The sequence below is a fragment of the Bombilactobacillus bombi genome (assembly GCF_003522965.1).
Taxonomy (GTDB): domain Bacteria; phylum Bacillota; class Bacilli; order Lactobacillales; family Lactobacillaceae; genus Bombilactobacillus; species Bombilactobacillus bombi.
The window spans coordinates 1,341,467-1,356,394 of the sequence record NZ_CP031513.1 but is presented as its reverse complement, the minus strand read 5'-3'; the positions used below and the strand labels follow the sequence as shown (position 1 = coordinate 1,356,394).

At 40.7% G+C, this 14,928-nt stretch carries 10 protein-coding genes and 3 rRNA genes; all 13 read left to right on the top strand.

What is annotated here, in order from left to right; translation table 11 throughout:
• Nucleotides 1-221: 221 nt before the first annotated feature.
• Entirely contained in the window at nt 222-380 is a 159-nt protein-coding gene (locus DS830_RS08890; RefSeq protein WP_162887543.1) for a hypothetical protein, read from the top strand.
• A gap of 184 nt (nt 381-564) precedes the next feature.
• Entirely contained in the window at nt 565-1,533 is a 969-nt protein-coding gene (locus tag DS830_RS06710; RefSeq protein ID WP_118908734.1) for a zinc-ribbon domain-containing protein, read from the top strand.
• A 64-nt stretch (nt 1,534-1,597) separates the two neighbouring features.
• On the top strand, nt 1,598-2,281 hold the full coding sequence (locus DS830_RS06705) for a response regulator transcription factor (protein WP_118908733.1): 684 nt from the start codon (nt 1,598-1,600) through the stop codon (nt 2,279-2,281).
• Nucleotides 2,282-2,284: 3 nt separating this feature from the next.
• Complete coding sequence (locus tag DS830_RS06700; protein ID WP_118903097.1) at nt 2,285-3,352, top strand: sensor histidine kinase; 1,068 nt, start codon at nt 2,285-2,287, stop codon at nt 3,350-3,352.
• 2 nt (nt 3,353-3,354) lie between these two features.
• On the top strand, nt 3,355-4,884 hold the full coding sequence (locus tag DS830_RS06695) for a UDP-N-acetylmuramoyl-L-alanyl-D-glutamate--2,6-diaminopimelate ligase (RefSeq protein WP_118908732.1): 1,530 nt from the start codon (nt 3,355-3,357) through the stop codon (nt 4,882-4,884).
• A 9-nt stretch (nt 4,885-4,893) separates the two neighbouring features.
• Nucleotides 4,894-5,637, top strand: a complete 744-nt coding sequence (locus tag DS830_RS06690; RefSeq protein ID WP_118908731.1) for an aspartate/glutamate racemase family protein — start codon at nt 4,894-4,896, stop codon at nt 5,635-5,637.
• 71 nt (nt 5,638-5,708) lie between these two features.
• Nucleotides 5,709-6,851, top strand: coding sequence for an LCP family protein (locus DS830_RS06685; protein WP_240366795.1), 1,143 nt, complete (start codon nt 5,709-5,711; stop codon nt 6,849-6,851).
• A 61-nt stretch (nt 6,852-6,912) separates the two neighbouring features.
• On the top strand, nt 6,913-8,457 hold the full coding sequence (locus DS830_RS06680; RefSeq protein WP_118909108.1) for an ABC-F family ATP-binding cassette domain-containing protein: 1,545 nt from the start codon (nt 6,913-6,915) through the stop codon (nt 8,455-8,457).
• A gap of 285 nt (nt 8,458-8,742) precedes the next feature.
• Nucleotides 8,743-10,304 (top strand): 16S ribosomal RNA (locus tag DS830_RS06675).
• Between the two features lie 174 nt (nt 10,305-10,478).
• Nucleotides 10,479-13,394, top strand: a 23S ribosomal RNA gene (locus DS830_RS06670).
• A 60-nt stretch (nt 13,395-13,454) separates the two neighbouring features.
• A 5S ribosomal RNA gene (rrf, locus tag DS830_RS06665) occupies nt 13,455-13,571 on the top strand.
• The 16S, 23S and 5S rRNA genes sit together here, the layout of an rRNA operon.
• A gap of 70 nt (nt 13,572-13,641) precedes the next feature.
• Nucleotides 13,642-14,400: a threonine/serine exporter family protein gene (locus tag DS830_RS06660; protein ID WP_118908730.1), complete on the top strand. Its 759-nt coding sequence runs from the start codon at nt 13,642-13,644 to the stop codon at nt 14,398-14,400.
• 11 nt (nt 14,401-14,411) lie between these two features.
• Nucleotides 14,412-14,858: a threonine/serine exporter family protein gene (locus DS830_RS06655; RefSeq protein WP_162887542.1), complete on the top strand. Its 447-nt coding sequence runs from the start codon at nt 14,412-14,414 to the stop codon at nt 14,856-14,858.
• Nucleotides 14,859-14,928: the final 70 nt, after the last annotated feature.

Sequence of the window (14,928 nt, the reverse complement as noted above, 5' to 3'; positions counted from 1 at the left end):
AGAACTATAAAATTTTCCCTAAAAACAAGACATATTTTGTCTTGTTTTTTGATTTAAATGATAATCGCTAAAGATGGATATTGTATTATAATGAAGATTAAGGAAGTGATGTCTTAGAATAAAGCGTGAATTTTACTGCTGTTACATAATTGCAGTTACAATTACTTTAGGATTCAAAATAAATAGCTACTATAATCTGAGGATTCTTGGAGGAGTTTGAAATGGAAAGAAAAAATTTATTAATCGGTACAATTGCCATTCTTTGTCTAGTTGCATCATTAATTTGTTGGGTTTTAAAACAACAGTCACTAGCATTAATTATTAGCAACGCGGGCTTAGCACTAACAACAATTTTTTATTTATGGAGTAATCGTAATTAATCTAATATTTAGAGGCTGAGACAACTTGTTTGTTCCAGCCTCTTTGCCAATAAGAACTCATGAACATCATAGAAAATTCATAGTTTTAGATTACCATAACCATAATAGTAGGATTTTAAAAGTAGTTAAGTTATACTGAAGTTTCCTTAGATTCAATTTGGTAATTTAAAAGGAGAAAACAACCATGAAATATTGTCCTAATTGTGGTTTTAAATTAGCTTCTGATTATAAAGTTTGCCCACAATGTGGTTATCATTTGCCTCAAAAAAAGTCAGCCACAGCTGCAGTTACAAAAGAAATCAAATCCCAACATTTGTCTCGAGTACAAGCACATCAGCACCAACAAGCACCCTTAACAAGTCCGCTTTTGCAGTATTTGAATTGGTTAAAACATAATTTAATTACTGTCTCGCTGGTAGTTTTATTGGTGATTTTAACCTATATTTATGTAGGCAAAATTATTAGTGTTGTCGTGGCTATTGGCATGATAATTTGGGGTTATATCTTTGCTAACCATCAAGCAGCTCCTTTAGACGCAAAATTAAAATTAATGTTTCGCCGCGTAGAACATGAAGAAGAGACTAAAGTACAACGGGTTTTAAACACTAAAACTAATACTAAAGTTCGTGATGCGACCATTCCAGTTCCGATTCAGCCACCAAAATATCAAACTGTCAAGACTACATCGCGGCGTTCATGGATAGTTAGTTTTTTGGCAATTATTACTTGGAGTACGAGTTATTGGCCAGGCTTTTTTGCGGACAATTCGTTGGGAGTTGCTATTGGTTGGAATAGTCCAACGGTGCCGTCACTATCACAAATGATTCGTCAAGCAATTATGTATTTAAACTTTAACTTTCATTTACAAATCAACCCCTCCTTAGGTTTATGGCTGTTAGCATTAGGACCAGTGATTGTGCTTTTGGGTTCTTTAATGCCTAGTCGTTTTGGCCGTAAATTGGCTGTTCGTGGAGCCATAGTAAGTGTAATTGTTTATTTAGGCGGTTTAGCTATTTTAAAAATGGCCTTGAGTTGGGGAAGTCGGTATCTTCAATTGCCAACAGTTAATCTGGGAAGCAGTGGTTATGTAGCAATTTTTTGTGTAATTTTAATGCTTATTTTGACAATTATTGCTAAATATCGTCAACGGTAATCAATTGGTTTTTCCAGAGACTCTTTAGTATAATGAAAGCGACATTGTTTTGGGGGAGAAGTTAATGAAGATTTTGGTAGTAGATGATGACCAAGATATTGTGGAACTGTTGAGTATTTATATTCGCAATGAAGGTTATGAACCCATTGCAGCTACTTCAGGGACAGCGGCTTTATCTAAATTAGAACAACATCCTGATATTGACTTGATAATTTTGGATATTATGATGCCAGATATATCAGGTATTGAGGTGATGAAACAAGTGCGTGCAACATCTCAAGTTCCAATTATTATTGTTTCAGCCAAAACTAGTGACATTGACAAAATTCAAGGTTTGATTTCTGGAGCTGATGACTATGTTGTCAAACCCTTTAATCCACTCGAAGTAATGGCCCGAATTAAGTCATTATTGCGCAGAATTCATGCGGGTGATGCCGATATTCCAGATAAGTTAAACATTGGTCCTATTACCATTAACAAGAGTTCCCATGAAGTATTGACCGAAAGTGGTCAAAAAGTTCAGCTAACAGCGTTAGAGTTTGGGATTCTATATTTATTAGCTAGTCATCCTAATCAAGTTTTTTCGGCTGATGAAATTTTTGAACGAGTTTGGAAACAAGAAAGTGTAATCTCTGCTAAAACAGTGATGGTTCATGTTAGTCATCTACGTGATAAACTGGAAGAAGCTACCCACGGTGAAAAAGTCATCGAAACAGTTTGGGGCGTTGGCTATAAAGTTGAGGCTTAATAGATGTCTAAAATTAAACTTAGTACGAAGAAGTATGCCAGCGTAGTATTTTGGGGGTTAGGGACCCTTTTTTTATTAATTGCATTTGAATTTTTGTTTTGGTATGTTTTCAAAACAATAACAATAAGTTGGTTTGTCGTAGGTGTGATTGGGGCACTAGACCTAATTATCAGTTTACTAGTGGCCCATCAGCGCTATATTCAATTATTGTCTTTACAAATTATTGTACAATTTCAGAATTTGAATCCCCAACATGTGCAGCAATTAAGTCAAATTCAAGTGCACAATCCATGGTTGCAACAGGTAATTAAACAATTATTATTAGTAACCAAAACTATGCAAACTGCTATTGAACAACAACAACAAAGCGAATTAACTAAAGATAATTTAATTACGAACGTTAGTCATGATTTACGCACACCACTAACTTCTATTATTGGTTTTTTAGGATTGATTGAACAAAATCCGCAAACGCCAATTAACGACATACAAAAATATGTTCATATTGCCTTTCAAAAGGCTCAACAATTACAATCACTGGTGAATGACTTGTTTGAATATATGCGTGCTAGTACAGCTAGTATCCAATTAAATTATAGCAAGTTTGATATGATACAGATGTTAGAACAGTTAGCTGCTGAATTCGAATTGCAAGCACAACAAGCTCAAATTCAACTAATTGTCGATAGTCCGCAAAAATCTGTGATAATGCGAGCAGATACTGAAAAATTAGGCCGCGTGTTAAATAATTTGATTACAAATGCTCTCCAGTATGGTAAAGGTGCAAAACATCTCTGGTTATGTGCTCGTGAGCAAGGAGATCAGGTTTTTATTCAAGTGGCTAATGATGGTGAGCCCATTGCTAAAGCGTCCTTAGAACACCTATTCGAGCGTTTTTATCGTGGCGATCAATCGCGTTCTCCAGTCCATGAAGGAACGGGTTTGGGATTGGCAATTGCTCAAAGTTTAATTCAAGTGCATGGTGGGAAGATTAGTGCACAATCAGATACCAAAATGACAGTTTTTAATATTATTTTACCTAAAAAATTTGCCCCTAACGAAGGAGAATAATCATGTCTTTGATTTTAAATGGATGTATATTACTTTTGAAAGAACATCATTTATTGACGAAAGCCGATATAGTTTTTGATAATGAAATTACTGCCGTAACTTATGATTCGCGGCAGGTGAAAAAGGATGGGATGTTTTTTTGCAAGGGTACTCACTTTGAAGAAAAGTATTTACGTGAAGCTCAGCAAAATGGGGCTTCAACCTATGTTTCTGAACAAGAATATCCAGATATTAAAGGGATGAATGCTTTAATTGTTAATGATGTCCAAAAAGCTATGGCACTTTTAGGGGCAGCTTTTTACGACTATCCTCAAAATCAATTGTTTATTATTGCTTTTACTGGGACGAAAGGCAAGACAACATCGGCTTATTTTACTCAAGGTATTTTGCAGGCTTATACAAACAAAAAAACGGCCTTGTTTTCAACAATTGATCGCATCTTGGGAACACAGCCAAAGCAAAGATTCAAATCTAGTTTGACGACGCCAGAGTCATTAGATCTGTTTAAAGAAATGCGGCAAGCAGTTGATAATGGAATGACACATTTGGTTATGGAAGTTTCTTCACAGGCATATAAACGTAATCGAGTTTATGGTTTACAGTATGATATTGGATTTTTCCTAAATATAACCCCTGATCATATTGGCCCTAACGAGCATCCTGACTTTGCGGACTATTTGCATTGCAAGCTGCAATTGTTGGTTAATTCTAATATTTGTGTGCTCAATAGTGATAGTGATCACTTTTTAGAAATTTATCAAGCGGCACAAGCAACTACGCCAGCAAATAAGATCTATCTTTTTGCTCGTCAAGGTGGCAATGAAAGCAATGCAGATTTTATTTATCATAGCGAAGAGAGTACTTTAGTACAAAGTCGTTTGAATTTACAAAGTCAAACTGCAAAAGCTCAAAAATTGTTGCTTGACGGTCAATATGAGATTAATTTAGCAGGAGACTTTAATGAAACTAACGCTATTGCAGCGATTATTGGAGCTGGTCTAGCGGGAGTGCCTTATCAGTTGGCCAAAACTGCTATTACTGATGTGCATATTCCAGGACGAATGGAAACTATCAAAACTAAGAAACATGGCACAGTTTATATAGATTATGCACATAATTATGGCAGCATGAAGGCTTTGTTGAGCTTTTTACAACGCAAAGAACCACAATCAAAAATCATTGTAGTTGTTGGCAGCACAGGTAATAAAGGTGTGTCGCGCCGTGCGGGTTTTGGTAAAGCTTTAAGTGAATATGCAGATGAAGCCTATTTGACGACGGATGATCCTGGATTTGAAGATCCTCAAAAGATAGCGGCCGAAATCGATCAACACATTGATCATGAACGAGTTCAAGTGCAAATAATTTTAAATCGCCAAAAAGCCATTGCCACGGCCATTGCCAAAAGTAATCCAGGAGATTTAGTTGTTTTAGCGGGTAAAGGTGAAGATGCTTATCAAAAGGTGCGTGGGATTGATACTCCTTATCCCAATGACTTTAATGTAGCTCAGCAAGTAATTAATGAGTTAGAATAGGAGTAAATAATGCGAGATTTCTTTACAATAATTGGTGGCATGGGGACAGCGGCAACAGAAAGTTACTTGCGTCTTTTGAATCAGCGTACCCCGACGGATTGTGATCAGGACTTTTTGGATTATATTCTAGTGAACCATGCTACGGTGCCAGATCGCACAAGTTATATTTTAGATCGAACCAAACCTAGTTTTTATCCAGCTTTATTAGATGATATACAACAGCAAAGTCAATTAAATCCAGCTTTTATGGTTATTATTTGTAACACGGCGCATTATTTTTACGAGCAGTTGCAACAAGCTACGACTGTGCCTCTTTTGCATATGCCCCGCACAGCAATTGCAACTTTAAAAGCACAATATCCAGACATCAAGCGCGTCGGATTGATTGCCACTCAAGGAACTTTAGCTGATGGAATTTATGAACAAGAATTACAACAACAAAATTATGATTACACATTAGGTGACAAGCAGTTGCAAGCCGATGTAATGACATTAATTTATGATAATATTAAGACTAAAGGCGTAGTAGATGCACCACTATACCATCAAATAATAAGGCGAATGCAGCAAGAATTTGGTGCAGAAGCAGTTATTTTAGGCTGTACAGAATTATCATTAGCCCAAGAAAAGGCAGCAGATCATGATGCTTTAATCATTGATGCACAAAGCATTATTGTCGATAAAAGTATTGAACTGGCATTAAAAGTACGTGCTGGGAAAACAATCACCATTAAAAATGGTCTGGCTGATTAACCTTTATTGAAGTATTCAATGGATGTGAAATTTTTAATGTGTTAAATTCATTAAGATATTGAGGTTAAATAATGGACAATCAAGACCCGAAAAAAGCATTTTTGCACCGAAATCAACGTATATATTTACGCAATGAGCATCAAGACTATCGTCATCCAATTTTAAAAATGAGCTTATTAATTATTTTAATGGCTATTTTTGTGGTAGGTGCTTATGGATTTCGAATTTATTCTCAGGCTAGTAACGCTTTAGGCAATGCTTATCATCCGACTGATAAAACGCATATTTCGCATACTATTGCTGAAGGTAAGCCAGTAACAATTTTGTTATTGGGGGTTGATACTGGTGATGAAGGACGAACAGATCGGGGTAATTCGGATACAATGATTCTAGCTACCGTCAATCCTAAAACTAAAAAAACAGTTTTAATGAGTATTCCACGCGATACCTTAGCAGAAATTTATGGTATTAAGAATAGCAAAAGAGTTATTCAAAAGATAAATTCAGCTTATAATCTTGGTAAAGAAGCCGCCGCCATGAAAACTGTCGAAAAATTATTAGATATTCATATTGACCATTATGTAACGATGGATTTTCATTCATTGCCTAAAATTGTGGATGCCGTTGAAGGCATTACAGTTGATTCACCCTTTGCCTTTAGTTATGATGGCAGTAGTTTCAAAAAAGGCAAACAAGTCATTACCGGTAAGCAAAGTCTGTCTTATGCACGGATGCGTTATGAAGATCCAGAGGGAGATTATGGCCGCCAAAAACGCCAACGTCAAGTCATTATGGCCATTGTCAAAAAGACGCTTTCTTTGAGTGCTTTGCCGAATATGCAAAAACTGTTAGACAGTATTTCTGGTTCCATGAGTACCGATCTTTCTTTTAATGACATTACCACCTTAATGCAATCATATCGTGATGCTGCCCAAAAAATGGAATCAGACCATTTACAAGGTCATGGGGCCACTATTGATGGACTATCTTATGAAATTGCGCCTACTTCAGAATTGCAGCGAGTATCTAATAAAATTCGGCGTGGTGTCGGTCGTGATCCTATTACGCTCAACAATGAAGAAACTAAACTTAATCGTTTAAATGAACAATATAATAATTTTGATTTTGATTCGGAAATCAATCAATCTTATATAATCTATGGAAAAAATGTTAATAGTGATTATGTAACAGAGGTCGATTCTGAAGACAATTAGAGTTTTATGGGGCTGGAGTACGAACGTGCTTGCGGCCTTTTTTAATGAAAGAGGTAAATTTTTGAGTATAGTAAAAGTGGAACATTTACAACATGCATATTTGGATAAAGTTTTATATGACGATACTAATTTTCAAGTTAATGCTCATGAACATGTAGGAATTATTGGGCAAAATGGTGTCGGTAAAAGTACCTTCATCAATATTTTGACTGGAAAAATCACCCCTGATGCGGGAAAAATCACTTGGAAGAAAAAATTAAAAATTGGATATTTGGATCAATATGCCAGTTTAACTCCAGGTCAGACTATTCGAGATTTTTTACGTAGCGCCTTTGCAGAATTATTAGAACAGGAACAGATATTAGAAAAACTCTACCAACAGATGGGGACAGATTCTAATCCAGAATTAATTGAGCGAGCTGGTAATATTCAAGCATTACTAGAGGAAAAGGGCTTTTATGAAATTGATACGCAAATTGAACAAGTAGCCACAGGTCTAGGTATTGATGCCTTAGGATATGACCATGATGTGTCTGCTTTAAGCGGCGGGCAGCGTTCTAAATTAATTTTAGCTAAGTTGTTACTGCAAAATCCGGATATTTTACTATTAGATGAACCAACCAATTATTTAGACACCCAGCATATTAATTGGCTGGCGGACTATTTACAGAACTTTGCAGGCGCCTTTGTCGTAATTTCGCATGATTACGATTTTTTAGGGCGGATTGTCAATGTAGTTTATGATTTAGAATTAGGGCATTTGACTCGTTACAGTGGAACTTTGAAACAAGCTTTACGGCAAAAAGCAGCCAATCAACGTACTTATTTGAAAACTTATGCTAGTCAGCAAAAGAAAATCGCTAAAACGCAAGCTTATATCCAAAAAAACAAAGCGGGTTCTCGCTCTAAAAGTGCTAAAAGCCGCGAAAAACAACTAGAAAAGATGACAGTTTTAGCTCCACCGTCTAATCGGATGAAACCGAACTTTTCTTTTCCGTATGTTGCTAATGCTAGTCAAATTATTCTCGATGTTAATAATTTGATGATTGGTTATCAAGAACCGCTTTTACAACAAGAAATTAATTTTTCTTTAGCGATGGGCGAAAAAATGGTAATTAAGGGATTTAATGGAATTGGCAAAACAACTTTAATTAAAACAATTCTAGGACAAATTCCGCCAATTGCCGGCAGCGTCCAATTATCTAAAATAGTTACAGTGGCCTATTATCAACAAGATTTAATTTGGTCACAACCGTTAGCGACTCCTTTGGTCATCTTGCAGCAGCAATTTCCTGATAAGACTCAACGTACTTTACGACAAGCTCTAGCTAGAGCAGGATTAACAGCTCAACAAGTGGGATCAGCAATTAAAACTTTATCTGGTGGTGAGCAAGTTAAAGTTAAATTAGCCAGCCTAATGTTAGAACCGGCTAATGTGTTAATATTAGATGAACCAACAAATCATTTAGATGATGATAGCAAGAATTCTTTGCAACAATCTTTAAAAAATTATCCAGGAGCAATTATACTTGTTACGCATGAGACCGGCTTTTATGACCCCTCTTGGATTGATAAAATACTAAATATTGAAAAAAATATTAAATAGCTGTTGACAAGAGGAGGTAATCTTGGTAAGATATTTTCTGTTGTCACGGAGAGCAAAAAGAGAGCTAAAAGAACAAAGCAAGAAAGATAAAAAAGTTCTTGACAAGCTACCGAGCAGCTGATATAATAAAACAGCTGCTAAATGACAGCGAAGGTTGATCTTTGAAAACTGAATAAAGTTTCTAAACGCAAAAGTGCAGGGTTCAATAAGAACCTGTCAATGAGAAAAGCAATAAAGAAAAGACAAGAACGCGAGTTCAAGTCATGAGCAAGAGAAAGAACTACAAAAAATGAGAGTTTGATCCTGGCTCAGGACGAACGCTGGCGGCGTGCCTAATACATGCAAGTCGAGCGAGTGAAATTAAGGAAGTCTTCGGGCGGAATTAATGGAACGAGCGGCGGATGGGTGAGTAACACGTAGGTAACCTACCCTAAAGCGGGGGATACCATCTGGAAACAGGTGCTAATACCGCATAAACCTTCTGGTCACATGACGAGAAGTTGAAAGACGGTTTCGGCTGTCACTTTAGGATGGACCTGCGGCGTATTAGCTAGTTGGTGGAGTAACGGTTCACCAAGGCAATGATACGTAGCCGACCTGAGAGGGTAATCGGCCACATTGGGACTGAGACACGGCCCAAACTCCTACGGGAGGCAGCAGTAGGGAATCTTCCACAATGGACGCAAGTCTGATGGAGCAACGCCGCGTGGATGAAGAAGGTTTTCGGATCGTAAAATCCTGTTGTTGAAGAAGAACGGGTGTGAGAGTAACTGCTCACATCGTGACGGTAATCAACCAGAAAGTCACGGCTAACTACGTGCCAGCAGCCGCGGTAATACGTAGGTGGCAAGCGTTGTCCGGATTTATTGGGCGTAAAGGGAGCGCAGGCGGTCTGTTAAGTCTGAATGTGAAAGCCCTCAGCTTAACTGAGGAAGAGCATCAGAAACTGGCAGACTTGAGTGCAGAAGAGGAGAGTGGAACTCCATGTGTAGCGGTGAAATGCGTAGATATATGGAAGAACACCAGTGGCGAAGGCGGCTCTCTGGTCTGTAACTGACGCTGAGGCTCGAAAGCATGGGTAGCGAACAGGATTAGATACCCTGGTAGTCCATGCCGTAAACGATGAGTGCTAAGTGTTGGGAGGTTTCCGCCTCTCAGTGCTGCAGCTAACGCATTAAGCACTCCGCCTGGGGAGTACGACCGCAAGGTTGAAACTCAAAGGAATTGACGGGGGCCCGCACAAGCGGTGGAGCATGTGGTTTAATTCGAAGCAACGCGAAGAACCTTACCAGGTCTTGACATCTCCTGCAAGTCTAAGAGATTAGAGGTTCCCTTCGGGGACAGGAAGACAGGTGGTGCATGGTTGTCGTCAGCTCGTGTCGTGAGATGTTGGGTTAAGTCCCGCAACGAGCGCAACCCTTGTTACTAGTTGCCAGCATTAAGTTGGGCACTCTAGTGAGACTGCCGGTGACAAACCGGAGGAAGGTGGGGACGACGTCAAATCATCATGCCCCTTATGACCTGGGCTACACACGTGCTACAATGGATGGTACAATGAGAAGCGAACTCGCGAGGGCAAGCAGATCTCTTAAAACCATTCTCAGTTCGGATTGCAGGCTGCAACTCGCCTGCATGAAGCTGGAATCGCTAGTAATCGCGGATCAGCATGCCGCGGTGAATACGTTCCCGGGCCTTGTACACACCGCCCGTCACACCATGAGAGTTTGTAACACCCAAAGCCGGTGGGGTAACCCGTAAGGGAGCCAGCCGTCTAAGGTGGGACAAATGATTAGGGTGAAGTCGTAACAAGGTACCGTAGGAGAACCTGCGGCTGGATCACCTCCTTCTAAGGAAAATAAACGGAAGCACTTTTGTGGAAACTTTGTTCAGTTTTGAGAGGTCAACTCTCAAACAAAAGAAACTTTGAACCTTGAAAACTGAATATTAAGAGAAACGATATGCAAAAGTATATCACGAGAAACTGCGCGAATCGAGAGATTCAAGAAAAGAATTAAGAAATAGGTTAAGATGATAAGGGCGCACGGTGGATGCCTAGGCACTAGGAGCCGATGAAGGACGGAACAAACACCGAAATGCTTCGGGGAGCTGTAAGTAAGCGAAGAACCGGAGATATCCGAATGGGGGAACCCGGCTGAGGTCAAGCTCAGTCACACATTAATGAAATGAAGTAGTTAATGTGGGGAAGACGTGGTGAACTGAAACATCTAAGTAGCCACAGGAAGAGAAAGAAAAATCGATTTCCGGAGTAGCGGCGAGCGAAAAGGAAAGAGCCCAAACCAACGAGCATGCTTGTTGGGGTAGTAGGACTGGTAGACGAGGAAAAAGGCTTGCGATAGTCGAAGCAGTTGGGAAGCTGCACCGAAGAAAGTGACAGTCTTGTAGACGAAATCAAGAGCACTCAACCAGGATCCTGAGTACGGCGGGGCACGTGAAACCCCGTCGGAATCTGGGAGGACCATCTCCCAAGGCTAAATACTCCCTAGTGACCGATAGTGAACTAGTACCGTGAGGGAAAGGTGAAAAGCACCCCGGGAGGGGAGTGAAACAGATCCTGAAACCGTGTGCCTACAAGTAGTCAGAGCTCGTTAAAGAGTGATGGCGTGCCTTTGTAGAATGAACCGGCGAGTTACGTTAAATTGCGAGGTTAAGTTGAGAAGACGGAGCCGCAGCGAAAGCGAGTCTGAAGAGGGCGCAAAGTAGTTTGACGTAGACCCGAAACCAAGTGACCTACCCATGTCCAGGTTGAAGGTGCGGTAAAACGCACTGGAGGACCGAACCCACGTAAGTTGAAAATTGCGGGGATGAGGTGTGGGTAGCGGTGAAATTCCAAACGAACTTGGAGATAGCTGGTTCTCTCCGAAATAGCTTTAGGGCTAGCCTCGGGGAAGAGGATTATGGAGGTAGAGCACTGTTTGGACTAGGGGCCCATCAAGGGTTACTGAATTCAGATAAACTCCGAATGCCATTAATCTATACCCGGGAGTCAGACTATGAGTGATAAGATCCGTAGTCGAAAGGGAACAGCCCAGATCACCAGTTAAGGTCCCAAAATCCATACTAAGTGGAAAAGGAAGTGGAGCTGCATAGACAACTAGGATGTTGGCTTAGAAGCAGCAATGCATTCAAAGAGTGCGTAATAGCTCACTAGTCGAGTGACTCTGCGCCGAAAATGTACCGGGGCTAAGTATGGTACCGAAACTGTGGGTGTAACTAGAAATAGTTATGCGATAGGAGAGCGTTGTAAGCACGAAGAAGCCAGATCGTGAGGACTGGTGGAGCGCTTAGAAGTGAGAATGCCGGTATGAGTAGCGAAAGACCAGTGAGAATCTGGTCCACCGAATGACTAAGGATTCCTGGGGAAGGCTCGTCCGCCCAGGGTAAGTCGGGACCTAAGACGAGGCCGAAAGGCGTAGCCGATGGAAAACAGGTTGAGATTCCTGTACTGATCAGTTCTGTTTGAGCAATGGAGGGACGCAGGAGATAAACGTGAGCATGCAGCTGGAAAAGCATGTCCAAGCAGTGAGTCTGGGAGTGAGTTAAATGCTTACTTCTAAGGACGAGCTGTGATGGGGAGCGAAATATAAGTAGCGAAGCACGAGAGTCACACTGCCAAGAAAAGCTTCTAGTGAGGAACTGGTTACCCGTACCGCAAACCGACACAGGTAGTCGAGATGAGAATTCTAAGGTGAGCGAGTGAACTATTGTTAAGGAACTCGGCAAAATGGCCCCGTAACTTCGGGAGAAGGGGTGCTGGTGTAAGAGCCAGCCGCAGTGAAAAGGCCCAAACAACTGTTTATCAAAAACACAGGTCTCTGCCAAATCGAAAGATGACGTATAGGGGCTGACGCCTGCCCGGTGCTGGAAGGTTAAGAGGAGAGCTTAGCGTAAGCGAAGGTTTGAATTGAAGCCCCAGTAAACGGCGGCCGTAACTATAACGGTCCTAAGGTAGCGAAATTCCTTGTCGGGTAAGTTCCGACCTGCACGAAAGGCGTAATGATTTGGGCACTGTCTCAACAATAGACTCGGTGAAATTATAATACCCGTGAAGATGCGGGTTACCCGCGACAGGACGGAAAGACCCCATGGAGCTTTACTGTAGCTTGATATTGAATTTTTGTGTAACATGTACAGGATAGGTAGGAGCCGAAGAGGTCGGTACGCTAGTATCGACGGAGGCGCTGGTGGGATACTACCCTTGTTAGATGAAGGTTCTAACCCGCGCCATTGAAGCATGGCGGGAGACAGTGTCAGGTGGGCAGTTTGACTGGGGCGGTCGCCTCCTAAACAGTAACGGAGGCGCCCAAAGGTTCCCTCAGAATGGTTGGAAATCATTCGCAGAGTGTAAAGGCAGAAGGGAGCTTGACTGTGAGACAGACAAGTCGAGCAGGGACGAAAGTCGGGCTTAATGATCCGGTGGCACCGTATGGAAGGGCCATCGCTCAACGGATAAAAGCTACCCTGGGGATAACAGGCTTATCTCCCCCAAGAGTTCACATCGACGGGGAGGTTTGGCACCTCGATGTCGGCTCATCGCATCCTGGGGCTGTAGTCGGTCCCAAGGGTTGGGCTGTTCGCCCATTAAAGCGGTACGCGAGCTGGGTTCAGAACGTCGTGAGACAGTTCGGTCCCTATCCGTCGCGGGCGGAGGAAATTTGCGAGGATCTGTCCTTAGTACGAGAGGACCGGGATGGACATACCGCTGGTGCACCAGTTGTTCTGCCAAGAGCATCGCTGGGTAGCTATGTATGGAAGGGATAAACGCTGAAAGCATCTAAGTGTGAAACCCACCTCAAGATGAGATTTCCCATTCAGTAATGAAGTAAGACCCCTCAAAGAAGATGAGGTAGATAGGTTGCGCGTGGAAGGTTAGTGATAATTGGAGCGGAGCAATACTAATCGGTCGAGGGCTTAACCGAGCGCAGAACGGACTCTTAATATTCAGTTTTGAGGGAACGAAGGTTCTTTCAGAGGCAAAGTGTGGTGGCGATAGCGAGAAGGATACACCTGTTCTCATGCCGAACACAGAAGTTAAGCTTCTCAGCGCCGAGAGTAGTTGGTGGGAAACTACCTGCGAGGCTAGGACGCTGCCACGCTTATGGTTAGGTTATTATCCTTGATAATAACCTTTTTTTGTACCCTTTTATAGGCTAAGGGAGAACATTTATGGAAGAACAAAGGATTAAAAAGCTTTTAAACACTGGAATATTAGCTGGTAAAATTATGATGGAATCTGGGTCAGAAATGTATCGCGTTCAAGATACGCTAAAACGGATTATGCAAAAAGGTGGACTTAGCCATCCCGAAATTTTCCTCACACCGACAGGCATATTTTTGAGTGCGCGTGATCTTGATTCTACTAAAATGATTGAAATTACCCATAGTTCCATAAATTTATATAAGGTGTCTGAAGTGAATACTTTGTCACGCCAATTTTCAGCTGATGAAATTGATTTACAAGAATTGTATGATGGCTTGGAAAAAGTAGATTCAGAAACGCTCGATTTTCCTCTGTGGTTAAAAGCTATTGCAGCCTTTTTAATTAGTAGTACATTAATGATTTTATTTATCAATAGGTATGATTGGTTTGATTTTGTTCAGGCTGGAATTGTTGGTATGATTGGATATTTGATTTTTTATTATATTAATAATGTGGTTAAAATTCAATTTATCAGTGAGTTCATTGCTGCCGCAATGATTGCAATTTTGGCCATTGGTTTGCGGTATTTTCATTTGATTGATAATCTGAATTATTTAATTATTGGTGCTGTAATGCCGTTGGTTCCAGGGGTGGCATTGACGAATGCCTTACGAGATTTGATTGCCGGCCATTTGATTTCAGGTGTGGTTAGAATGGTTTCAGGTACATTAAGCGCATTAGCTATTGGTGGTGGAATTGCTGTTGTTTTACGTTTCCTTTTATGAGAGGTGAGATTATGCCTATTTTGCTTCAAGTTTTGGTGCAGATAGCATTTAGTTTTATTGGTACAGTTGGCTATGCCATTTGTGTTAATATTCCGCGCCGTGCGTTAATTGGTTGTGGATTCTGTGGTATGTTGGGCTGGATGGTGTATTGGTTTTTTTGGAACTACGTGACGGCAGGTAGGGTTTTTTCGAATTTAATTGCTGCTTTAGTTATTGGATTAGTAAGTTATTTATTGGCAAGAATTCAAAAAATGCCGGTGACATTATTTAATATTCCTGCCTTAGTGCCATTAGTCCCGGGAGCTACTGCGTATGAAGCTGTACGAGCAATGGTATCAGGAGAATTTGTCAATAGTATCCGTTTATTTTTGATGGTCATTATGACTATCGGAGCCATCGCCATGGGTTATATGATTGCTCAAGTTTTAATCGATATTGCTAAATCAATTAAAGAGTGATACTATGTTTATATGCGATGAGTCGAGTGATCACTTTAATAGTGGTCGTTCTGGGAACGTTAAATCAAAT